The organism is Streptomyces sp. NPDC104313 (assembly GCF_055583985.1).
Window position 1 is genome coordinate 211400 of sequence record NZ_JBVJMW010000007.1, and the last position, 22665, is coordinate 234064.

At 72.7% G+C, this 22665-nt stretch carries 19 protein-coding genes and 2 pseudogenes; 9 read left to right on the forward strand and 12 right to left on the reverse strand.

Annotation, left to right across the window (positions count from 1 at the left end):
- The first annotated feature begins 172 nt into the window (after positions 1-172).
- Positions 173-1765, forward strand: coding sequence for an MFS transporter (locus tag ACZ60Q_RS18820; protein ID WP_469635478.1), 1593 nt, complete (start codon positions 173-175; stop codon positions 1763-1765).
- A gap of 109 nt (positions 1766-1874) precedes the next feature.
- On the opposite strand, the gene ACZ60Q_RS18825 is transcribed toward ACZ60Q_RS18820, so the two are convergent.
- Positions 1875-3068 (reverse strand): flavin-containing monooxygenase, encoded by a 1194-nt coding sequence (locus ACZ60Q_RS18825; RefSeq protein WP_469635481.1) that lies wholly within the window; start codon positions 3066-3068, stop codon positions 1875-1877.
- A 226-nt stretch (positions 3069-3294) separates the two neighbouring features.
- Between ACZ60Q_RS18825 and ACZ60Q_RS18830 the strand changes: the two genes are divergently transcribed.
- Together ACZ60Q_RS18830 and ACZ60Q_RS18835 are read left to right on the forward strand one after the other, a co-directional pair.
- Entirely contained in the window at positions 3295-3747 is a 453-nt protein-coding gene (locus ACZ60Q_RS18830; protein ID WP_469635484.1) for a DoxX family protein, read from the forward strand.
- Positions 3744-4181: a Zn-ribbon domain-containing OB-fold protein gene (locus ACZ60Q_RS18835; RefSeq protein WP_469635487.1), complete on the forward strand. Its 438-nt coding sequence runs from the start codon at positions 3744-3746 to the stop codon at positions 4179-4181. Before ACZ60Q_RS18830 ends, ACZ60Q_RS18835 begins: the two co-directional genes overlap by 4 nt.
- Here the strand turns inward: ACZ60Q_RS18835 and pspAB are convergent, their stop codons facing one another.
- The 4 genes from pspAB to ACZ60Q_RS18855 all read right to left on the reverse strand — a co-directional run bounded on the left by pspAB (position 4182) and on the right by ACZ60Q_RS18855 (position 8154).
- A complete protein-coding gene (pspAB, locus tag ACZ60Q_RS18840; RefSeq protein ID WP_469635490.1) occupies positions 4182-4766 on the reverse strand; it encodes a PspA-associated protein PspAB in 585 nt (194 codons plus the stop codon).
- 29 nt (positions 4767-4795) lie between these two features.
- Complete coding sequence (htpX, locus tag ACZ60Q_RS18845; protein ID WP_469635493.1) at positions 4796-5704, reverse strand: zinc metalloprotease HtpX; 909 nt, start codon at positions 5702-5704, stop codon at positions 4796-4798.
- Between the two features lie 194 nt (positions 5705-5898).
- Positions 5899-6579 carry a pyridoxine/pyridoxamine 5'-phosphate oxidase gene (locus tag ACZ60Q_RS18850; protein ID WP_469635496.1) on the reverse strand — a complete coding sequence of 227 codons (681 nt, stop codon included), beginning with the start codon at positions 6577-6579 and terminating at the stop codon, positions 5899-5901.
- Between the two features lie 312 nt (positions 6580-6891).
- Positions 6892-8154: a thiolase C-terminal domain-containing protein gene (locus ACZ60Q_RS18855; RefSeq protein ID WP_469635499.1), complete on the reverse strand. Its 1263-nt coding sequence runs from the start codon at positions 8152-8154 to the stop codon at positions 6892-6894.
- Positions 8155-8319: 165 nt separating this feature from the next.
- Between ACZ60Q_RS18855 and ACZ60Q_RS18860 the strand changes: the two genes are divergently transcribed.
- Together ACZ60Q_RS18860 and ACZ60Q_RS18865 are read left to right on the forward strand one after the other, a co-directional pair.
- Positions 8320-9561 (forward strand): acyl-CoA dehydrogenase family protein, encoded by a 1242-nt coding sequence (locus ACZ60Q_RS18860; RefSeq protein ID WP_469635501.1) that lies wholly within the window; start codon positions 8320-8322, stop codon positions 9559-9561.
- A complete protein-coding gene (locus ACZ60Q_RS18865; protein ID WP_469635504.1) occupies positions 9561-10076 on the forward strand; it encodes a nitroreductase family deazaflavin-dependent oxidoreductase in 516 nt (171 codons plus the stop codon). Before ACZ60Q_RS18860 ends, ACZ60Q_RS18865 begins: the two co-directional genes overlap by 1 nt.
- A 239-nt stretch (positions 10077-10315) precedes the next feature.
- Here the strand turns inward: ACZ60Q_RS18865 and ACZ60Q_RS18870 are convergent, their stop codons facing one another.
- A complete protein-coding gene (locus tag ACZ60Q_RS18870; RefSeq protein ID WP_006126763.1) occupies positions 10316-10963 on the reverse strand; it encodes a TetR family transcriptional regulator in 648 nt (215 codons plus the stop codon).
- A 388-nt stretch (positions 10964-11351) separates the two neighbouring features.
- Between ACZ60Q_RS18870 and ACZ60Q_RS18875 the strand changes: the two genes are divergently transcribed.
- Positions 11352-12161, forward strand: a complete 810-nt coding sequence (locus ACZ60Q_RS18875) for a VOC family protein (protein ID WP_469635508.1) — start codon at positions 11352-11354, stop codon at positions 12159-12161.
- A gap of 258 nt (positions 12162-12419) precedes the next feature.
- Entirely contained in the window at positions 12420-14834 is a 2415-nt protein-coding gene (gene afsK / locus ACZ60Q_RS18880) for a protein serine/threonine kinase AfsK (RefSeq protein WP_469635511.1), read from the forward strand.
- Positions 14835-14909: 75 nt separating this feature from the next.
- On the opposite strand, the pseudogene ACZ60Q_RS18885 reads toward afsK, so the two are convergent.
- The 3 genes and pseudogenes from ACZ60Q_RS18885 to ACZ60Q_RS18895 all read right to left on the reverse strand — a co-directional run.
- Positions 14910-15243 (reverse strand): annotated as a pseudogene (locus ACZ60Q_RS18885) (hypothetical protein); the annotation flags it as partial.
- Between the two features lie 18 nt (positions 15244-15261).
- Positions 15262-16905: pseudogene (fxlM, locus tag ACZ60Q_RS18890) on the reverse strand (methyltransferase, FxLD system); the annotation flags it as partial.
- A gap of 147 nt (positions 16906-17052) precedes the next feature.
- On the reverse strand, positions 17053-17730 hold the full coding sequence (locus ACZ60Q_RS18895) for a hypothetical protein (RefSeq protein WP_469635514.1): 678 nt from the start codon (positions 17728-17730) through the stop codon (positions 17053-17055).
- A gap of 204 nt (positions 17731-17934) precedes the next feature.
- Between ACZ60Q_RS18895 and ACZ60Q_RS18900 the strand changes: the two genes are divergently transcribed.
- The gene (locus ACZ60Q_RS18900) at positions 17935-18480 is read left to right on the forward strand and encodes a hypothetical protein (protein ID WP_469635517.1); all 546 of its coding nucleotides are present in this window, start codon (positions 17935-17937) and stop codon (positions 18478-18480) included.
- Positions 18481-18556: 76 nt separating this feature from the next.
- On the opposite strand, the gene ACZ60Q_RS18905 is transcribed toward ACZ60Q_RS18900, so the two are convergent.
- From ACZ60Q_RS18905 to ACZ60Q_RS18915, 3 genes are read right to left on the reverse strand one after another with little or no spacing between them, the layout of a single operon-like run.
- The gene (locus ACZ60Q_RS18905) at positions 18557-19333 is read right to left on the reverse strand and encodes an enoyl-CoA hydratase/isomerase family protein (RefSeq protein WP_469635519.1); all 777 of its coding nucleotides are present in this window, start codon (positions 19331-19333) and stop codon (positions 18557-18559) included.
- Positions 19334-19336: 3 nt separating this feature from the next.
- On the reverse strand, positions 19337-19792 hold the full coding sequence (locus tag ACZ60Q_RS18910) for a Zn-ribbon domain-containing OB-fold protein (RefSeq protein WP_469635525.1): 456 nt from the start codon (positions 19790-19792) through the stop codon (positions 19337-19339).
- Positions 19793-19804: 12 nt separating this feature from the next.
- The gene (locus tag ACZ60Q_RS18915) at positions 19805-20953 is read right to left on the reverse strand and encodes a lipid-transfer protein (RefSeq protein WP_469635527.1); all 1149 of its coding nucleotides are present in this window, start codon (positions 20951-20953) and stop codon (positions 19805-19807) included.
- Positions 20954-21049: 96 nt separating this feature from the next.
- Here ACZ60Q_RS18915 and ACZ60Q_RS18920 point away from each other — a divergent pair, with 96 nt between their 5' ends.
- Entirely contained in the window at positions 21050-22606 is a 1557-nt protein-coding gene (locus ACZ60Q_RS18920) for a FadD3 family acyl-CoA ligase (protein WP_469635529.1), read from the forward strand.
- Positions 22607-22665 lie beyond the last annotated feature (59 nt).

Below are 22665 nucleotides of genomic sequence, written 5' to 3' on the forward strand. Positions count from 1 at the left end.
GACCACGGGAACGTGACGACAGGCGCCGAGGGCTGTCCCGCCCCCGGCGCGTGACAACAGGCGCCGAGGGCTGTCCCGCCCTCGGCGCCGGACGACCCTCAGGAAACCGTGCGCGGGCATCGGCACGGTGGCGCGTGCACGTTGTCGAGACGCGAAACGCAAGGGGAGTGCCATGAGCACAACGACCGTACGCAGAGCGGGTGCCCGGGAGTGGGGAGGGCTGGCCGTCCTCTCGTTGCCCACCGTGCTGCTGGGCCTCGACGTCACCGTGCTGTACCTGGCCCTCCCCTCGCTGGCGGAGGATCTGCGCCCCTCCGGCGCCCAGGAGCTGTGGATCATGGACGCCTACGGGTTCCTGATCGCCGGTTTCCTGCTCACCATGGGCACCCTGGGCGACCGGATCGGCCGTCGCAGGCTGCTGATGACCGGGGCCGCGGCCTTCGGGATCGTCTCGGTGCTGGCGGCCTGGTCCACCAGCGCCGAGCTGCTCATCGCCGCGCGTGCGGCCCTGGGGATCGCCGGGGCCACACTGATGCCGTCCACCTTGGCCCTGATCAGCAACATGTTCGCCGATCAGCGCCAACGCTCCCTGGCCATCGGCGTCTGGGCGACGAGCTTCGCGCTCGGGATGGCGCTCGGGCCGGTGGTCGGCGGAGTGATGCTGAACCATTTCTGGTGGGGTTCGGTGTTCCTCCTCGCGGTCCCGGTCTCGCTCGTGCTGCTGGTGGCCGCCCCGGTCCTGATCCCCGAGTACCGGGCACCGCGGAGCGGCCCGTTCGACCTGCTCGGCGTCGCGCTGTCGCTGATCGCGATCCTGCCGGTGGTCTACGCGGTGAAGAGGTTCGCCAAGGACGGACCGGACGCGCCGACGATCGCCGCCGCGCTGATCGGCGTCGTCTTCGCGGTGCTGTTCGTCCGGCGCCAGGCCGGGCTGGCGAACCCGCTGCTGGACGTGCGGCTGTTCGCCGACCGGACGTTCAGCGCCGCGCTGAGCGTGCTGCTCCTCGGCCTCGTCGGCGTCGGCGGCTCGATGCTGCTGATCACCCAGCAGCTCCAGTTCGTCCAGGGGCTGCCCCCCGTCGAGGCGGGCCTGTGGATGGGGCCGCCGGCCCTGCTGATGTTCCTGGCGGCCATCGGGTCGCCCCTGCTCGCGCGCCGGGTGCCGCCGGGAACCGTGGTGGCGGCCACCCTGGCGCTGTCCACGGTCGGGTACGTGCTGCTCGCCCTGGTGGACGCCTCGGGAGGCATCGCCCTGATGGTGACCGGTTTCGGCCTCGTCTACCTCGGGCTCGGGGCGATCGCGGCCCTGGGCACGGACCTGGTGGTCGCAGCCGCGCCCGCGGAGAAGGCCGGCTCGGCCTCGGCGATGTCGGAGACCGTGCAGGAACTGGGCCTCGCCCTGGGCGTGGCGGTCCTGGGCAGCCTGGCCACCGCGGTCTACCGCGACCGGGTCGACGACGAGATGCCCGCCGGGATCCCGTCCGAGGTGGCCGACGTCGCGGGTGACAGCCTCGCCGGCGCGGTCTCCTCGGCACAGCGGATGCCCGCCGGCTGGCTCGACCACGCCGAGGAAGCGGCCACCTCAGGGATGAACAGCGCGATGACCGTCGCCGCGGTGTGCACCCTGCTGCTCTCGTTCCTGTCCGCCGTCGCGCTGCGGCGCGTCGGCGTCATCGGCGGCGACGCGCCGGGGACCGAAGACGAAGACGACACGCCGGGGACCGAAGGTGATGCTCCGGCGGAAACGGTCCGGTCGGAGCCCTGACCGGGGCCGGTCCCACCTTTCGCCCCACGCGCCCACGCCCCACGGCACGCGCCCCCACGCGGCACGTCCCACGCGCCTCACGTCCCACGGCACGCGGGGATTTCGGGGCTCAGCGCGACGCCCGGGCGATCCTCTTCGCGATCTTCTCGGCGTCCAGGGCCATCTCGCGGAGCATCCCGCTGATCGGGTTGGTGAAGCCGGTGAAGTAGAGCCCCGGGGCACCCTTCGGCGCCCGGCCTCCGTGGGCGACCGGGCGGCCCCGGCCGTCCAGGACGTCCAAGTGGCCGAGGAGCGGCTCCAGGGCGCGGTCGTAGCCGGTGGCGGCGATGACGGCGTCCGGGGTGAGACGGGTGCCGTCGGCCAGGACCACCGTGTCCTTGTCGAAGGAGACGACCGTCGCCACCGGGGTGACCGCGCCGGTCCGGACCGCGGCGATCAACCCCACGTCCTGGACCGGGATCGCGCCCTGGCGGACCCGGGAGTACAGGCCGGTGTCGGGGCGGGGGAGGCCCTGGGCGGCCAGGTCGGGAACGGCTATCCGGCACATCACGGCCCCCGCGCGGTCGACGAGCCGCACCGGGAGGCGGCGGACCAGGATGCCGGTGGCCTGGGCCGGCCAGCCCGCGGTGGAGCGGCGGACGATGTGCGGGACCGTCCGGACGGCGATGCGCACCCGGGACGCGCCGCCCTCCGCGAGGTCCGCGGCGATCTCCGCGCCCGTGTTGCCGATGCCGACGACCAGGACGTCCCGGCCCGCGTACGGGGCCGGGGCGCGGTACCACGCCGCGTGCAGCAGTTCGCCCGTGAACGTGTCGCGGCCCGGCCAGTCAGGGATGCGCGGGGTGTGGTTGAAGCCGGTGGCGACGACGACCGCGCGGCCCCGCAGGACCCGCCCGCCCGTCGCCGTGAGCTGCCAGTCGCCGGAGCCGTCGGAGGCCCGGTCGATCCTGGTCACCTCGACGCCGGTGACCACTTCCAGCCCGTGGTGCTCGGTGTACTTCTCCAGGTACCGCACCATGTCGTCCCGGCCCACCCAGCGCCCGAACCCGCGCGGCATCCTCAGCCCGGGCAGCGCCGACCAGCGGCGGGTCGTGTGCAGGCGCAGCCGGTCGTAGTGGCCGCGCCAGGAGGCGCCGACCCGGTCCGACTTCTCCAGGACCAGGGCCCGTACGCCCCGGGCGCGCAGCGCGGCGGCGACGGCGAGGCCTCCGGGGCCGCCGCCGATGACGTAGACGGGATGGTCGTCCGTACGGTCGGTGAGGGCGGCGCTGTCACTGCCTGTGGGGGACGGGCTGTTGGGCATGGTCCGGAGCGTAATCGTCCGTTCTGTTGATGGGTTTCGGTCAAGAGGGAAATCGATTGCGAATTGATCACGGGCGGGTGGGTGGGGGCGCTCGGAGCCGTTGAGCCAGTGCTCGGCCCGGGCGGAAGCACCCGGCCGGAAGCCGAACCTCGCCTCCGACCCCTTGCGCCGGGCCCCGATATCCGTTGAACTGACGTACCGTCAGAAACGGCTCTCCGGAGGCCTGATGCAGACGATCTGGCTCAGCGGCGCGGAATGGCTCGCCGTCCTGCGCATAGGCCTCGGCCTGTGGTGGCTGGAGAGCTGGCGGCACAAGGACAAGAAGGGCTGGTTCGAACGCGGTACGGGCATCGCCTGGGCGGCGGACGTCGCGGGCAAGCATCGCTGGGGCGTGGTGCGCACGGGCTTCCGAAGGGTCGTCCAACCGCGCCCGAAGGCGATGGCGTACATCGTCGTCCACGCCGAACTGGCCCTCGGTCTCGGCCTGGTGTCGGGATTCCTGACCCCGGTCGCTCTGGTCGCCGGGCTCGTCCTCAACCTGCTCTACCTGGTCCTGATGATCCACGACTGGGCCGAGCAGGGACAGAACGCGATGATGGCGCTGATCTCCCTGGTGGCCCTGTTCGCCATGGCCTGGCAGACCTGGTCCCTGGACTCCGCCCTCGGACTGTTCCCGTGACCCCGGAACGTCCGGCGGCCCCACGCTTCGACCTCCCCGAGCCGGACGCCTTCACCCGCCCCTACTGGGACGCGGCGGCGGAGGGGCACCTGCTCCTGCGCCGCTGCGGCGGATGCGGCCGGGCCCACCACTACCCGCGCGAGTTCTGCCCGTACTGCTGGAGCGAGGACGTCGGGTGGGAGCGCGCGAGCGGGCAGGCGACCCTCTACACCTGGTCCGTCGTCCACCGCAACGACCTGCCGCCGTTCGGCTCCCGCGTCCCGTACGTCGCGGCCGTCGTCGACCTCGCCGAGGGGCCCAGGATGATGACGGAGATCGTGGAGTGCGCGCATGCCGGCCTCCGCATGGGGATGGGGCTGACGGTCGTGTTCCGGGGCGGGGGAGGGGAAGAGGGGGACGGGGAAGCGGTGGCGGTCTTCCGGCCCACGGGCTGATCACAGCCCCGGCGCGCCCCACACCGGGAACCACCGGGACAGGTCCTTCTCCACCCGGAGGTCGTCGCCGAGGACGCCCCGCACCTGGAGCTCCAGCTCGTTGTCCCGCTTCTCGGCATCGCCGGGCAGCGGGGCGAACGGATAGAACGTGCCGCGCTTGTAGAGGTACACCAGGGCCAGCGCACGCCCCTCCGTGTCCCGGAAGCCGATCAGCGAGCACAGCAGATGGGGGCCGAAGCCGCCGTCCTGGAGCATCGTGTTGACCGCGTGCAGGTCGTTGACCAGGCCCGCCGTGTCGTCGGCCGGGTGGGAGGCCAGCAGCCATGTGTAGCCGTACGCGTCCCGGCTGAACTCCACCGGGATGCCGCCGCGCTCCGTGTCCGCGTCCAGCAGTTCGCGTACGTCCTCCTGGAGCCGGGCGAAACCGCCGCCCTCCACGCCCGCGAAGCAGACCGAGCCCAGGCCGGTCGGTGTGAAGCCGGCGGCGGCCTGGAGGGTGAGGGCGGCGGAGGGGACGGCGAAGAGCTGGTCGAGGTCGGGGCGGACCGGCTTGCTCCGGCCGAGGATCGCGTCGAGCAGGCCCACGGAAACACTCCTCAACTTCTCTCGACTTCTCAGCGGGACAGGTCGGCGGAGATACGGGACAGCTGGTCCAGGCGCTGCTCCAGCGTCGGGTGGGAGGAGAACAGCCGGCCCAGGCTCTCCTTCGAGGAGAACGCCGGCATGAAGTAGAACGCGTTGTACGGCTCCGCCTTCCGCAGGTCCTCGGTGGGGATGCGGGCCATCTGCCCGCTGACCTTCGTCAGGGCGGAGGCGAGCGCGGAGGGCCGGCCGGTGAGCAGCGCGGCGGCCCGGTCGGCGGACAGCTCGCGGTAGCGGGAGAGCAGCCGGGTCAGCAGGAAGCTGATCGCGTACACGACGGCGCTGATCAGCGGGATCAGCAGCAGGATGATGCCCGCCGGGTCGTTGCCGGGCCTGCTGCGGGCGAAGCCGCCCCACAGGGCGATACGGGTGATGATGCCCGCCAGCACCCCGAGGAACGAGGCGATCGTCATGACGGCCACGTCCCGGTGCGCGACGTGCGACATCTCGTGCGCGAGGACGCCCTCCAGCTCCTCCGGCTCCAGTCTGCGCAGCAGGCCCGTCGTCGCGCAGACCAGGGCCGTCTTCTCGCTCCGGCCGGTGGCGAACGCGTTCGGTACGTCGCTCTCGGCGATGGCCACCTTGGGCTTCGGCATGTCCGCCAGCGCACAGATCCGGTCGATGGTGCCGTGAAGTTCGGGGGCCTGCTCGGGGGTGACCTCGCGGGCCCCCATGCCGTATGCGGCGATGCGGTCGCTGAACCAGAACTGGGCGATGAACAGGCCGCCCGTGATGATCAGGATGATCGGCCAGGAGCCTCGCAGGACCGCGAGGAGCACGCCCACGAAGACGACGTAGAGCAGTCCGATCAGGAACATGGTGGTCACCATGCGACCGGTCAGGCCCCGGTCGGGGGCGTAGCGCGAACGGGCTCGTGGCATCGGTGCCTCCCAATGGCTCAGCTACGGTCTCCCACCGTCCATAGTGCCCCTTTCCGGTGTAAACCGGATAAAGATACGGCTGCGCCGGTCGGGGCGGAGCCGCTCACGAGCCGCCCGCTCCGGTCGGGGCGGAGTCGCTTATGGGCTGCCCGCTCCGGTCGGGGGTGGAACGGCTCACGGGCCGCCCGCACCGGTCACGGCCAGAGCAGCTCGCGCACCCAGCCGCCGTCCTCCTGGCGCCGGTAGCGCAGCCGGATGTGCCGGCGCCGGGCGTCGCCCTGGAAGAACTCGGCCACGGCCGGCTCGACCACGTACCGGGTCCAGGTCGGAGCCTGTGCGTCCGGTTCCGCCCAGGCCCGGTCCCAGGCGGCGTCCGCCGCCCGGTGCAGCTCCGCCACGGAGCCGACGACCTCGCTCTGCGCCCCGGTCAGCGCGGCGGCGAGCGCCCCCGTGGACCGCGCGTGCAGGTCGGCGCGGCTCTCGGCGGGCGTGCCGCGGACGACCGGGCCCCGGACCCGTACCTGCCGCCCCAGCGCGGGCCAGTAGAAGCCGAGCGCGGCGTACGGGCGGGCGGCGAGCTGGTGACCCTTGGCGCTGGTGGCGTGGGTGGCGAAGTGCCAGCCCCGCTCGTCCGCGTCGTGCAGCATCAGCGTCCGTACGTCGGGCAGACCCTCGGCGTCGGCGGTGGCGAGGCTCATCGTGTGCGGCTCGGCCTGCCCGGCGGCCACGGCATCGGCGAACCAGGTGTGGAAGAGGGGGACCGGGGTGGGCGGGGCCGACCCCGGATCGAAGGACGGCAGCTCCGTGTCCCAGACGCGCTGGGCGTGCAACAGATCGTGGAAGCCGGGGGAGGAGGGCGGGGTGGGTGCGTTCATGGGGGCTATTGGACCGTACGGACCCGCACCCGACTCCGTAGCAGCGAGACACATCGCGCTACGGTGGGTCATGAGGGCCATCACGCGGCGACGCGGACGCCGCCGCGCGCTACGGGACCCTCGTCGCTCTCGTTCTCGCCGCCCGCCGGGACCCTCGGCCGCGACGGCGCGGCCTGATGATCGCGTCCATCGCCTCGGTCCGGGATCTGCCGCTCTACACGCGGAACGCCGATGACCTCAAGGGGCTGGGGAGCGTGGTCACCGTCGTCGGGCTGTGAGGCGGCCGGGGCGGGCCGGCCGAGCCCGGGCGCCTCACCCCCGCCCCAGCACCACCGTCCCCGACGAGCAGAACCAGCCGCCCGTCCCGGAGGCCACCGCCAGCTCCGGGAGCCCGCCCCCCGGGCGGCGCACCTGGCGCTCGCCGGCCTCGCCGCGCAGCTGCCGTACCGCCTCCACCAGCAGGAACAGTCCTCGCATCCCGGGGTGGCAGGCGGACAGGCCGCCGCCGTCCGTGTTCACCGGGAGTTCGCCGCGCAGCCCGGTGCGGCCCTTCTCGACGAACGCGCCGCCCTCGCCCTTCGCGCAGAAGCCCAGGTCCTCCAGCGTCACCAGTGTCATGTAGGTGAACGCGTCGTAGAGCTGGGCCAGGTCGATGTCGGCGGGCCGTACCCCGGCCCGTTCGAAGGCCAGGCGGCCGGAGACGGCGGCGGGGGAGACCGTGAAGTCCTCCCACGCGGACATCGTGGAGTGCGAGACGTGCTCCCCGGTCCCCAGGATCCAGACGGGCGCCTTCGCCGTGTCGGGTACGTACTCCTCGGCGGCCAGCAGCACCGCGCAGCCCCCGTCGCTGCGGATGCAGCAGTGGAGCTTGGTGAACGGGTCCGCGATCATCGGGCCGGAGAGGACGTCGTCGACCGTGATCGGGTCCCGGAACATCGCCTCCGGGTTCGCCGCCGCGTTCGCCCGCGCCGTCACCGCCACCTCGGCGAGCTGCTCCAGGGTCGTGCCGTACTCGTGCATGTGGCGGCGGGCGGCCATCGCGTACTTGGCGATCAGCGAGTGCCCGTACGGCACTTCGAACTGCGACGGCCCCCGCGCCCCGAACGACAGGTTCGACGTGCGGCGGCCCGCCCTGATGTCGGCCCGGGCCGTCGATCCGTACACCAGGAGCACGGCACGGGCCCGGCCCGCGGCGATGGCGTCCGCCGCGTGCGCGGCCATCACCTCCCAGGTGGCGCCGCCCACCGTCGTGGAGTCGACCCAGGTGGGCCGCAGCCCCAGATACTCGGCGACCTCCACCGGGGCGAGGGTCCCGAGCCCGGCCGAGGCGAAGCCGTCGACGACCGAGCGGTCGAGGCCGGAGTCGGCGAGCGCGCGGCGGGCGGCCTGGGCGTGCAGGGCGTACGGAGTGGCGTCGTCGACACGGCCGCAGTCCGCGAGTGCTACGCCGACGACGGCGACCCTGCGCGGACGGCGGGAGGCAGCCGGGGCGGAGCTGCTCGGGGCGGCGGATGCCTGATGGGAGGAAGCCTGGTCGGGGAAAGCCTGGTCGGGGAGAGCCGGGACGAGGGCCATGAATCTGACGGTACATCAGATAGTGGTGGTCGCCGCAACCGTGCGCGCACGACGGCTTCCGCCACCCGCGTGCGTGCGGGACCCTGGGAATTCCCGTCCCCCACACCTAATATGACGGATCGTCAGATCCAGGGCAGTCTGCCCCTGGGCGGAAGGAGCCCGCAGATGGACGCCGCCTTCACCGCGGAACAGCACGAGATCCGCCGCACCCTGCGAGAACTGCTGGCCCGGAGCGCCGGCCCCGACGCGATCCCCGCCGCCGTGCGCACGGCCGAGGGCTACGACCCGGCCCTGTGGCGCAGGCTCGCCGGGGACCTCGGGCTGCCGGGCCTCGCGCTCGCGGAGGAGTACGGCGGGGCCGGGTGCACGGCGACCGAGCTGGCCCTCGCCTGCGAGGAGACCGGGCGCGCGCTGCTGCCCACGCCGCTGCTCGCCACCGCCGCCCTCGCCGCACCCCTGATCGCCGCCCTCGGCACCCCGGACCAGCGGGCCGCCCTGCTGCCCCGGATCGCCGGGGGGACCTTGACCGCCGCCCTCGCCGTCCCCGGCGGCTCGCTCGCCACCGCCCTCGGCCTCACCGGCGACAACGGCGACGGTGCCTGGGCGGGCGGCGGCCGGGCCGGCGGCATCCAGGCCCGCGGGTCCGGGGGCGGCGAGGGCGGCGGCCGGCGGCTCTACGGGGAGGCCGACCGGGTCCTGGACGGGCACAGCGCGGGGCTGCTCCTGGTCGCCGCCCACGCCGGGGGCTACCCGCGCAGCCGTACGCTCCTGTTCCTGGTGGACTCCGGAGCGGCGGGGCTGGCACGCACCCGGCTCACCGCGGTCGACGAGACCCGCCCGCTGGCCCGCGTCGAACTGCGCGACACCCCGGCCCGGCTCCTCGGCGCGGACGACACCGTCGACGCGGCCCACGCGCTCGCCGCCGCCGGACGCACGGCCGCCGCGATCCTCGCCGTCGAGGCGGTCGGGACGGCGGCGAGCGCCCTGGAGCGCACCGTGGAGTATGTGAAGGCGCGCGAACAGTTCGGGAGGGCCGTCGGTTCGTTCCAGGCCGTCAAGCACCGCCTGGCCGACCTCTACGTACGGGTCGAGGCGGCCCGCTCCGCCGCGTACCACGCGGCCCGGGAACCGGAGGCCGGGCCCCTCGCGCTCGCCCAGGCCCTGGAGGCGGCCCGGATCACCACCGGTGAGGCCGTCCAGCTGCACGGCGGTATCGGCTTCACCTGGGAGCACGACGCGCACCGGTATCTGAAGCGGGCGGCGGGCGACGAGCTGCTCTTCGGCCCGGTCCACCGGCTGCGCGACCACGCGGCACAGCGGGCCGGCCTCTTCGGGACCGCCGCGGCGCCCCGCCCCGGCGCCGCTGTGCCCCGCCCCGGCGCCGTCGCGTACGGGGCAGGCGTCTGATGGACCACTCCCACTCCCACCCCCGTTCCCCCGCCGCCGCCCGTGGTGCGCGCCTGGTCCAGAAGGTCTCCTCGACCCGCGCCTTCGGACGGATCGCCCCGCACGTCGTCCCCGCCCTGGACCGGGCCGTGCACCGGCTCACCCGGGGAAAGGTGCTGCTCAGCGCCCGGATGCTGCCGGGGCTCGTCCTCACGGTGCCGGGGGCGCGCACGGGGCGGCCGAGGACCACGCCGCTGGCCTGTATGCCGGAGGGCGAGGTGGAGGGCAGCTGGATCCTGGTCGGCAGCAACTTCGGCCGTACGGGGCACCCGGCCTGGACCGCGAATCTGCTGGCCCGCGGGGGCGAGGCCGTCGTCAACTGGCGAGGCCGGGACATCCCGGTGCGCGCGACCCTGCTGGAGGGCGAGGACCGGGAGCGGGTGTGGGAGGCCGCACTCGTGTTCTGGCCGCCGTACGCGGCGTACCAGCGGCGGCTGGAGCGGCAGATCCGGCTGTTCCGGCTGGAGAGGCGGTAGCGGGCGCCGAGAGGTGGGACGGGCGGAGAGAGGCGGGACGGGCGGCGAGAGCCCTCGATCCCGGCCCTCGATCCCGGGGCCCGGGTTCGGCGCCTCCTCCGGGAACGCCGACGGCGGATCACCCGCAGGGGTGCCTGGGTGGTCCGCCGTCGGTGAGACAGGACGTGGGGCGTCCGGGCGGGCAGCTGCCCGCCCGGTGGCATGGGGCGTCCGGAGCCGGTGAGCTCCTGCGCCCCGGCCTACTTCGTCGGCTTCTTGCCGGTGATGCCGAGATGCACCAACAGGGCGAGATTGGGACGCAGTTCCGCCTGCTTCACACCCCAGGTGGTGAAGCCCTTCTGATGCGAGGCGACCGCCGCCAGCATCGCCACCAGGGAGCCCGCCATCGCCGCCGGACTGACGTCCTTGTCGACTTTGCCCTTGCTCTGGAGCTCCTTCACGGAATCCGTGAGCGAGTTGGTGACCGAGTTCAGGATCTTCATGCGGATCTTGTAGAACCGCTTGTCCCCCTCGGCCGCGCCGAGGTCGATCACGCGGAGGATCGCGTCGTTGTGCCGCCAGAAGTCGAGGAACCCCTCGACGAGTTGTTCGGAGGTCGTCCAGCCGGCCTTGCCGACCCAGGAGCGTCCGGCGACCAGTTCGGTCAGTCCGGCGCCCTCCTTGGCGACTTCCTCGGCGATTTCGAGGACGGCGCCCTCCACATCGGGGAAGTACTGGTAGAAAGTCGCGGGTGAAGTCCCGGCCTTCCGGGCGACGTCGATGACTTTGACGTCCCGGTACGGCGAGGAGCTGAGCATCTCGCTGAGGCAGTCGAGCAGCTTCTGCCGCGTCGCCTGACCGCGTCGACCGGCCACGCGGCCATCGACGGTGCGTACTTGTCCTGTCATGCCGTCAGCTTACCGAGGGGTGATGGGAGCGCGATTCGGCCGACTGCAAATGGGGAACGCCGCAGGACCAGCGGGGTGCGCAGGGGTGGGGAGCGACGGTTTTCAGCCGCGGCGCGCGGGGTCCCGGAGCGCGGAGTGCGGCCCGGGGCATCGCCCGGAGTAAATGTTATCAACAGCCTGTGGACAACTTCGGTGGACAACTTTCGTCCACATGGTGAGCGCCCTCTTCATCAATCGGGCAAATGTTCCCTATGGGGGTGCCGCGGGGTGTGTTCGAGACGCAGGCGGGGCGATTTCGCTGGGCGCCCGGGGCGCGCGGGGCCGGGGGTGACGTTACGTTGACTGTGACGGGCGTCACTGCGTCACCGCAACGGAAGGACCCGGTCCCATGGCCGCATTCGCGCATTCCGCGCCGTGCTGGGCGGACGTGCAGCTCTCCGACCTGGAAGCGGGCAAGCGCTTCTACGGCGGGCTCTTCGGCTGGACCTTCCGGGCGGGCGACGGCATGCCCTTCGCGGACGCGCTCAGCGACGGCCGCCTGGTCGCCGCCCTCGCCGCCAAGAAGGACGGCCGGATGCCCACGGCCTGGGGCGTCTACTTCGCCACCGACGACATCCGGACCACCGTCGCCGCGATCCGCGAGCACGGCGGTCAGATCATCACCGACCCGGTACGGGCCGGGCGCGCCGGGATCGTGGCGCAGGCGGCCGATCCCGGAGGCGCCGTCTTCGGGCTCTGGCAGCCGGAGGAACGCGCGGGCTTCGAGAAACAGAACGATCCCGCCTCCTTCTGCTGGACCGAGGTCTACACCCGGCAGCCGGACCGGGTGGACCCCTTCTACGAGAAGGTCTTCGGCTTCCACGGCACCGACCTGAACGAGGCGGGCCACGACGTCTCCGGCGACTCCGAGGCGCTGGTCGACTTCCGGATGTGGTCCCCGAAGGGCGCCGAACCGGGACCGGACACCGCCGTCGGAGGGCGCAGCGTCATCACGGACGCGTTCCCGGCCGAGATGCCGAGCTACTTCCTTGTCTACTTCGCCGTCGCCGACTGCGACGCCGCCGCCGAACTCGCCGTACGACTCGGCGGCCGGGTGGCCCAGCCGCCCTTCGACATCCCCTCCGGGCGGATGGCCGTGCTGCACGACGACCAAGGGGCCGCCTTCGCTGTGCTCCAGCCCGCCGCACTGTTTCCGTGACCCGCCTTCCGTGCCCCCCCGTACCCCTTTCCGTACCCCGGTGTGAGGGGATACCGCCCGAAGTGGCATAAGACATCCCCATCCGCCCCCGGGTTCGCAACCGGGGCCCGCGCCAGGAAGAATCGGGGTGCGTACCGCCAGGTGATGCCCAGTGGTGAGACCCTGCACAGGGCTCGCCGCACAGGGCGGGACTCGACCGGGCGGCAATTCGCGGACTTCGTCGCCGAGGTCCGTTCAGGGGGAGGTGGCAGGCAAGTGGTGGAGCAGCTGACGCGGCACGACCCGAGACGGATCGGCCCGTTCGAGGTGCTGGGACGGCTCGGGGCCGGCGGCATGGGGCTGGTCTATCTCGCGCGGTCGGCGTCCGGCCGGCGGGTGGCGATCAAGACGGTGCGCACCGAGCTCGCCGAGGACCAGCTCTTCCGGGTCCGCTTCACGCGCGAGGTCGAGGCCGCCCGCGCGGTCAGCGGGTTCTACACCGCCGCCGTGGTCGACGCCGACCCGCGTGCCGCCGTGCCCTGGCTCGCCACCGCCTATGTGCCCGCACCCTCGCTCGAAGAGATAGTGAACGAGTGCGGCCCCATGCCGACCCAGGCGGTGCGCTGGCTGGCCGCCGGCATCGCCGAGGCCCTCCAGTCCATCCACGGCGCGGGTCTCGTCCACCGCGACATGAAGCCGTCCAACGTCCTCGTCGTCGAGGACGGCCCCCGGGTGATCGACTTCGGCATCGCGTCCGGCGTCTCCAACACCCGGCTGACCATGACGAACGTCGCCGTCGGCACGCCCGCGTACATGTCGCCCGAGCAGGCCCGGGACTCCCGCAGTGTCACCGGGGCCAGCGACATCTTCTCGTTGGGCTCCACGCTCGTCTTCGCCGCCACCGGGCACGCCCCCTTCCACGGGGCCAACCCGGTCGAGACGGTCTTCATGCTGCTGCGCGAGGGCCCCGACACCGAGGGGCTGCCCGACGACCTGCGGCCGCTGATCGAGTCCTGCATGCAGTTGGACGCCGGTCGGCGGCCGACCCCCGCCGACCTCCAGGCCCAGCTCGCCCCGCACCTCTTCGCCTCCGGCAGCGACGACAGCGGCACCGCCTCGGCCTGGCTGCCGTCCCCGGCCACCGCGATGATCGAGCGGCGCAGGGGTGGTGGGCGCACCGCGCCGCCCGCCCCGGCGGCGCCCCCGCCGCCGCTCCATCCCCCCAGGGCTCCGGAGCGGGACACCGCCTGGCGCAGCGGGGCGGACCTGCGCTCGCCCTCCCCGCTGTCCTCGCCCTCCCCGCTGTCCGGCGCGTCCGGCCCGGCCGCGGGCCCTTCGGCCGCTCCCGACGGCGGGTCCGTCCAGCTGCCCGGCGCCAAGGTGCCGATCGGCCCCGGTCCGCGTGCGGGGGAGGGGCGCGGGGCCGCCGCCGCGCACCCGGCCGCCGCGACCGGCTGGGTCCGCCCGCCCGCGGGAGTGAACGGTTCGGCGGCCACGGCCTCCACCGCACCCGTCCCGCCTCCGGGCCCCGCCCCGGACGGCGCGGCCCCCGCTCCCGACCGCTGGCGGCCCTGGCGCTTTCGCATGTCCAACGACGTGTGGGGCACTCCCGTGGTCTCCGGCGGCCTGCTGTACGTGACGTCCTTCGAGGTCCACGCGCTGGACGTGGGCAACGGGCGGCGCCAGTTCAAGACCCGGGACGTGGCCTGGGCGATGGCCGTCGAGGGCGGCAGGATCCACGCCTCGGACGGCCCCTCGCTGTACGCGCTGGACGCCACGACCGGCGCCGAGCAGTGGCGGCTGTCGACCGACGCCTGGGTGTACGCCCTCAAGGCCGACCAGGGCACGGTCCTGACCGCGACCCGGGGCGGCGGCGTCCAGGGCTGGGAGGCGTCCAACGGCGAGAAGCTGTGGGAAGTCACCGGTGCGCAGCGCGACTTCGAGACGGCGGAGGCCGGTCCGGTCATCCACGACGGCACGGTGTACGTGTGGCAGGACGCCCGGCTGCGCGCGCTGGACGCCCGTACGGGCATGGAGCGCTGGTCGTACCCGATCGGCGACGGGGCTTCCTGCGGCGGCGTCCCGGTCCGGGTCACCCCGGCCCCCGACGGCCACGTCTACATCGCGGCGGGCACCCGGGTGCTGGCGGTGGAGACCGGCTCCGGCCGGGTGCGCTGGCACTTCGAGGCGCCCGCGGTCTTCCTCTCCCCGCCCGCGTTCGCACCGGGCCCGGCGGTGACCGGCGGCGGGGTGTACCTCGCGGACTACCTCGGCACGGTGTACGCGCTGGACGCGACGACCGGCAAGGACCGCTGGCGGATCGCCACGGAGGCCCGCTCCTCCATCGAACCGGTGCTGGTCGCGGTGGGCCATGTGCATGTCGGCAGCGGCAGCGCGCTGTACACCCTGGACGCGGTCACCGGCACCCCGAAGTGGCGCTTCGCGGCGGGCGGCGACGTGGTGGGCTCCCCGGTGGTGGCGGACGGCCGGGTCCACTTCGGCTCGGCGGACCACGTCCTCTACACCCTGGACGCGGCGGGCGGCCAACTGCGCTGGAAGCTGGCGACGGGCGGCGAGATCACCGGTTCGCCCGTGGCCCGGGCGGGCGTGGTCTACGCCTGCAGCAAGGACCGCTGCGTATACGCGCTGGACGCGCTGAAGGGAACGGGCACGGGGAACAGGGCGAGGGCCTGAGCGCTCGGGGTCGTTCGTCCACTCCGCTGCGGGGGCCCGGTTTCTGCCGGTTCGTAGCGAGTTCGATGAACAGAGAATATCGAAGACGGTCGTTCCCGGCTCGGCCTCCCGCTCAAGGTAGGCGTCTGCCAAGTCCGCCAGGTGACCGTCGACTGGTTGTCCCGCGTCGCGGCACCACAGGGCAGTCAGGCATGCCGTGACAGTCTGCTCCCACGGCTCGCCGGGCACCGTACCGGCGAGGAGCGTCGCGGCGTGAGCCGTATCTCCGGCGGAGAGCGAGGCGAGTACCGCTACTTGGCGTCCATCGAGCTCGCCTGCACACGCCTCGATGAGTCTCCAGGTGCGCCAGGGCCTCGGACCGGCGTCCCTCGGCAGCAAGAGCGCGCGTCCTGTCGGCGAGCAGCCACCGCCCACTACGTGTGGGGTGTCAACTCCAGTCGACGACGATGCGGTTCAGCGGGGTGTCGAGCGAGAAGAGGCCGGCTCGCTGCTCGATCGCGGGGGCGTCGAGAGGCTGGATCTCGAACGTGGCTTCACGGCCCCGGTACTCCAGGTCCCACGCGCGGATGGCCGCAGCGACCCTTGCCGCCAGTTCATCGCTGCCGGGACCGTGGCCGATGACCCCGAACTCCCACAGCTTGTCGCCCTCGGGGGTCTTCTTCTCCGACAGACGCCGGGCGAGGTAGGTGACGGCGCCCTTGTCGACGGCTGCGGTCGAGGAGGGGTAGGGGTCCTCGGTGAGCAGAGTGCCCATGGCGGCTTGCGGGAACGGCATCCGGATCAGGCCGGAGGGAAGGGAGCAGGTGAGGAACAGTTCCATCCACTCCGGCGACTCCATGGCGCGGACCGTCATGCCCGTCCACTCCTCGGTGCGCGGCTCGTGCAGGACGCCGTCGAGGGCCGCGGCGTCGATTTTCTGCCCGGCGGGGGCCTGGAGCCGCACGGTTCCGTCCGTGCTGAGCGGGATGACCCGGCGGTCGTCGTCGGCGATGCCCCGCCTGAGCGGCATGAAGGTGTTCATCTCGCTGCCGAGGGACATCCACCGGCCATCGCGCTGCTCATAGGCGATGGACCGGGACACCGTGCCCTTGAGGCGCTGCGGAACGAGGAGCCGGCCCCCGGGAGCGAGCTGCTGCAACCAGGCATGTGGCACACCGTGCGCGCCAACGGTGGCGATGATGCGGTCGTACGGCGCACCTTCCGCGTAGCCGAGGGCCCCGTCTCGGGCCACCGCCTCGACATTGGTGGTTCCGGCGGCGGACAGATGCGCGCGGGCGCCCTCCACGAGGTCGTCGTCGACATCGAGGGTGGTGACGTGCCCGCTCTCGCCGACCAGATGGGCGAGCAGACCGGCGTTGTAACCGGTGCCTGCGCCCAGTTCGAGGATGCGCTCGCCCTCCCGGGCGTCGAGCTGGTCCAGCATGAGGGCGACCACGCCCGGCTGGGAGGCGCAGGAGATCGAGCTGCCGTCGGTGTCGTACTTGATGTGCACCGGCGCGTTGGCGTATGCGTCCTCGAGCGGCACATCGGGCACGAACACGTGACGGGGCACGGTCCGCAACGCGCTTTCCACGGCGGGAGTGCGGGCGCTTCCGTCAGCGCGGAGCTGGTCGACCAGGGCGTTGCGGAGGCGCTCGGCATCGGACGTCGGGGTGGTGATCGTGTCGGTGTTCACCCCTTTCACGCTATCGGCGTCGGTCGTCGAATCGGTCGGCGACGCGGTGTGGTCACTCGTTCCCATGACTGCCTCTCGTGCGATGTTGGACAGGGCGCTCCGGTCGTCCCTGAGGAGACCGGCGCGGTTGGCGTGGAAGACGATGTGGTGGGCGATGACGGCTCGCAGGCCGCGTGTGAGAGCGCCCCGTCTATCGAGGCCGGCGAGTGTGGCCCCCGCCCGCTCGAAAGCGGATACCCATGCGCCGTGCCCGTGGAGTGGGCCGTCCCGGAGGGACAGGCCGTGGGCATCAGCGCTCATGAGCTTCCGCACGAACGGGGTCAGTTCGGCGACTCGTGCATGTGACAGAGCGCCGGTGACCGGCTGGAGGTTAGCGACTTTCGCCCATACGTCGCCGCTGCTCGCAGAGCTCGAAGGCGATGACCCGCGACGACAGTTGGGTGGATCCCGGCTGAGGACGGAGCCATTATCCGAAGAGGCGTCCGCCCGGCGCCCACCCAGCCCGTCCGGCGTTTGAGGACGGAGCCCTCGACGGGGTGGCCGTCAACCCTGCGGAGGCGGCGGCGGAGGCGGCGGGTGCGGCGGGTGTACCGGGTCCCGGGGGTCGTCCTCCGGATGCGGGGCCTGGGGAGAGGGCCGTGTACGGGGGTCATGGGGGTCGGGCCCCGTGTACGGGTCCACCTCCGGCTCCGGCCACGGCGATGTCTGTACGGACATCCCCGGCTCCTGCGTCGGCGGCCAGGTGTCCACCTGATCCGCTCCCGGCGCGGCGTACGGCTCCACCGGCTTCCGCTCCCGTCGGCTCCGCCGGCCACGCCCGCTCATCAGCAGCGCCCCGATCAGCATCAGCAGACCGCCCGCCAACGCGTTCACCACGCCCACCTGGATCCCGGACCCGTCCCCGGCGACCACCAGCGAGCCCGCGGCCTGCCCCTGGCGGACCATCCACAGGATGGTGAAGCCCAGCACCACCAGACCCGCGAGGGCGACCACGAGCCGCGACCGGAGCACCACGCCCACGATCACCAGCAGCGCCGCGGCCAGGAACGGCAGCAGGATCGAGACCAGCACCCCCGACTCCGTGGCGGTGATTCCCTCGAAGAGGTCCCGCACCCGGTAGTCGTGCCCGACCCGCCCGGCGTACCAGTCGCGGAACGGGCTCAGCACGGCCGAAGCCGCCCCGGCCAGGGCGACGACGGAGCCGAGGACGTTGCGGATCATCGTCAGCCTCCAGGCGTCGTCCCGCGTGCGCGGGAATCCCCCGCACCCGACGCTACGCCGGGACGATCACCCCCGCCACGCGGACCATGACGGGGCCGTGACAGGGTCATGACTTGAACAGGGGTCGCGCACGGCATGCTGAGGGTGACGACGCACGCTATCGGCGCGACGTACCGGCAACGAAACTCAAGGGGGGCTGCATCCATGATGCGGCGACAGATGAAGCTCGCGGCGGTCCTGGTCGTGGTGGTGCTCGCGCTCACCGGGTTCTCCACGTCCTCCAGCGGCGGCAAGAGCGGGAGCGGTAAGAGCAGCAGCTCGGGCGGCGGCTCGGGCGGCGGCTGCTCCAGCTCGAAGAAGAGCAACAACGGCTACCGCGACACGGATTACAACGACGACTACGACGACTACGACGACTCCTCGTCCTCCGGCTCGTCCGGCTCCTACGGAACCCCGACGCCCACCGCGTCCGACGCCCCCGCCGTCCGGGTGATCCGCTGCGCCGTGCCGCGCAAGGGCAAGCGCAAGGCGGTCACCTCGTCGCTGGTGGAGCTGCGGGCGAAGGAGCCGGGCTCGCAGGAGTACGAGATCGACGTGCGGTTCGTCGACGGCCTGGGCAACACCGTGGACACCGCCGAGACCACGACGACCCTCGACGGCGGTGAGGCGCGCACCCTCACGGTGCGGATGGAGAGCCCCGGCAAGGTGTCCCGGGTGAAGCGCTGCGTCGTGACCGCCGAGGCGGTCTGACCAGGCCCCAGGCCGCAGGGGACGGACAAGGACAAGGGCAAGGGCAGGGGCAGGGGCAGGGGAACGGCCGGGGTGCTCACCGCACCCGGGGCTTCCCGCCCCCGCCCCGCCCCTCGAACAGCTCCGCCTGCCGCTCCGGCGGCAGATTGCCCAGGGCGATCAGCGCCGGGGCCTGGGACATCGCCTGGGTCCTGGCCGCCTCCTTCGCGGACCACACCGCCCGGACCGTGCCCTGCACCGCCTCCGTCGGGTAGCCGGCGATCACCGCCGCCGACCGCAGCGCCGCTGCCACCGCACAGCCCGGCTCCGTCACCTCGCTGACCAGCCCGACCGCGTACGCCCGCCCGGCGCTCACCCGTTCCGCCGTGCCCATCAGGGACATCCGGGCGACCTCCCCGAACGGCATCCGCTGGGCCATCGCGATGGCCTCGTACGCCGAGACCATCCCGTACGTCGTGTGCGGGTCGAAGAACGTCGCCTCCCGGGACGCGACCACGAACTCCGCCTCGCCCAGCAGATAGAACGCCCCGCCGCAGGCCATCCCCTCCACCGCCGCGACCACCGGCTTCCACAGGTCGTTCGCCTTGGGGCCGATCCTCAGGAGGGGATCGTCGACGGCGTACGGGGACGGGGGCTGCGGTACGGTGACGCCCCGGTCGATCCCCGTACAGAAGGCACGTGTCCCGGACCCGGTGAGGACGATCGCCCGCACCGACTCGTCGTAGCGCAACTCCTGCCACAGCGAGGCGAGTTCCCCGGCCGTGTCCAGGTCGATCGCGTTGAGTTTCGCCGGCCGGTCCAGGGTGACGAGCGCGACCCCGCTCTCCTCGTCCCGCTCGGCGCGCAGGGCCATCGCTCACCGCTCCAGGAGCCAGCGGACGACCGTCATGCCGCCGCCGGGCCCCGCCGGGCAGAACGCGGCCCGCACCGGGGCCCCGATCCGCAGCCGCGCCGGGTCCACCGAGTTCAGCGGAGCGTCCGGGGAGGCGACGACGTTCCCGGCCAGCCGGATGTGCGGGGCCTCGGCCAGTTCGACCAACACCGCGTTGTACGGGGCCTGTTCGGCGTAGGCGGGGAGCAGTGGTGGATGCGGGATCACATACGACCAGAGTCGGCCGCGCCCGCTCATCTCCCGCCAGTCGCTCTCGAACGACCCGCAGTGCGGGCAGCAGGGCCGGGGCGGGAAGCGCAGTTCGCCGCAGGCGGCGGAGGCGCAGGCCTGGACGCGCAGTTCGCCGCGCGCGGCGTACTCCCAGAAGGGCGCGCCGTCCTCGTCGGCGACGGGAAGCAGCAGGGATTCGTTCACGTCCATCTCCTCAGTTCCTCAGTTCCTCAGCAGTACGGCGGACGTCGGCACGCCCTCGCCGGCGGTGACCAGGCAGGTGGCGGCGTCGGGAACCTGGGCGGTGGAGGTGCCGCGCAGTTGTTTCACGCCCTCGGTGATGAGGTTGAAGCCGTGGACGTATGCCTCGCTGAGCCCGCCGCCCCCGGTGTTGACGGGAAGCCGCCCGCCGCTCTCCAGCGCCCCGCCCTCGGTGAACGCACCGCCCTCGCCGCGCCCGCAGAAGCCGTAGCCCTCCAGGGAGAGCGGGACGAGCGGGGTGAACGCGTCGTAGATCTGCGCCACGTCGACATCCTGCGGGCCGAAGTCGGCCTGTTTCCAGAGCTGTCGGGCGGCGGTCCAGGCCGGGCCGGTCAGTGGGTCGTCGTTCCAGTAGTTGACCATTCCGTGGTGCTGGGCGGGCAGTCCCTGGGCGACGGAGTGGAGGTAGACGGGTTTCTGCCGGCAGTCGCGGGCCCGCTCGGCGGAGACGATGACGCACGCGAGCGCCCCGTCGGTCTCCAGGCAGTTGTCGAAGAGGCAGAGGGGTTCGCTGATCCAGCGGGAGGTCATGTACATCTCGCGGGTCAGCGGGCGGTCGTACATGATCGCGGCCGGGTTCTGGTTGGCCCGGTTGCGGCAGGCGAGCGCCACGTTGAAGAGGTGGTCGCGGGTGGCCCCGTACTCGTGCATGTAGCGCCGGGCCAGCATGCCGATCTCGTCGGCGGGCCGCAGCAGCCCGTAGGGACGGGTCCACTGGGCGGGCGTGGGGAGCTGGACGGCGGTGTTCTTCCACGGCCGGGGCCCGGATCCGCGTTTGCGCGACCGCCAGGCCACGCCGACGCTCGCCTGCCCGGTGGCGACGGCTGCGGCGAGATGGGCGAGCGTGGCGCAGGAACCGCCGCCGCCGTAACCGACCTTGGAGAAGAAGGTGACGTCCCCGGCGCCGATCGCCTTGGCGACCTCCACCTCGTCGGTCTCCTCCATCGTGTACGAGGCGAAGCCGTCGACCTCGGCGGGGGCGATACCCGCGTCGTCGAGGGCCGCCAGGATCGCCCGGCAGGCCAGGGTCTTCTCCGACTCGGGGAGCCGTTTCGCGAACGCCGTCTGCCCGATCCCGGCTATCGCCGTCGCGTCCTTGAGCGTTGCCATCCGCTGACCTCCCGCACCGTCGTCCCTGCTGACAGCGGCAGAGGCTACCGCTAATCTGACGGATAGTCAGCTAGTGCGGCGGCAGGAGGGCGCGTGATGCGAGGCGACGAGGAATGGGGCAGCATCCCGGAGCTGGTGCGGGCGGCGGCGCGGCGGTACGGCTCCGCCGAGGCGGTGGCCGACGGCCGTACCCGGCTCTCGTACGCCGAGCTCGGCGAGCGGGTGGAGCGGGCCGCGGCCGGGTGCCTCGCCTCCGGTGTGGAGCCGGGGGACCGGGTCGCGATCTGGGCCCCGAACACCCTGGACTGGATCGTCTCCGCGCTCGGGGCGGTGACGGCCGGCGCGGTATTGGTCCCGCTGAACACCCGCTTCAAGGGCGCGGAGGCGGCGTACATCCTGCGGCGCAGCCGGGCCAGGCTGCTGTTCGTCACCGGCACGTTCCTGGGCACCTCGTACGTGGCGTCGCTGCGGCGGGCGGAGGTGATGCTGCCGGACCTGGAACGGGTGGTGGTGCTCGCGGACGTCGCTCCCGAGGACTACACGAGCTGGCCGGACTTCCTGGCGGCGGGGGAGGGGGTCCCGTCCTCGGCCGTACGGGAGCGGGCGGCGGCCATCGCCCCCTTCGACCCCTCCGACATCATCTACACCTCCGGCACCACGGGCCGCCCGAAGGGCGCGGTGATCACCCATGCGCAGACGCTCCGCGCGTACGCGATCTGGAGCGACCTGGCGGGCCTGCGCGAAGGTGACCGCTATCTCATCGTCAACCCCTTCTTCCACACCTTCGGCTACAAGGCGGGGATCATCGCCTGTCTGATGCGGGGGGCCACGATGGTGCCGCAGCCGGTGTTCAACGTGGACACGGTGCTGGCGAACATCGCGGCGGAGCGGATCTCGGTCCTGCCGGGGCCGCCCACCCTGCACCAGTCCCTCCTGGACCACCCGGCGCGCGACGCCCACGACCTCTCCGCGCTACGCCTGGTGGTCACGGGCGCCGCGGTGGTCCCGCTCCAGCTCGTGGAGCGCCTGCGCGAGGAGCTCCGCATCGCGACGGTTCTCACGGCGTACGGCCTCTCCGAGGCGAGCGGCATTGTCACCATGTGCCGTCGGGGCGACGCGCCGGAGGTCGTGGCCACCACGTCCGGCCGCGCGATCCCCGGCACCGAGGTCCGCGTCCTGGCGGAACCGGGCGTTCCGGGCGAGGTCCAGGTCCGCGGTTTCCATGTGATGGGCGGCTACTTCGAGGACCCGGACACGACGGCCGCCACGATGACCGAGGACGGCTGGCTCCGCACGGGCGACGTGGGCGTTCTGGACGCGGCGGGGAACCTGCGGATCACGGACCGGATCAAGGACATGTTCATCGTGGGCGGTTTCAACGCCTACCCGGCCGAGATAGAGCAGCTTCTCGGCCTCCACCCGGACGTGGCCGACGTCGCGGTCATCGGCGTCCCGGACCCGAGGCTCGGCGAGGTCGGCAAGGCCTACGCGGTCCGCCGCCGGGGCGCGACGCTCACCGCGGACGACCTGATCGCCTGGTCCCGCCGGGAGATGGCGAACTTCAAGGTGCCCAGGGCGGTGGAGTTCGTCCCGGAGCTGCCGCGCAACGCGAGCGGCAAGGTGGTGAAGGGGGAGCTGCGGGGGCAGGGGTAGCGAACGTGTGTTCGGCTTCGCTGAATGGAGTGAGCGCGGTTGGAGGCCGCCCGATTCCG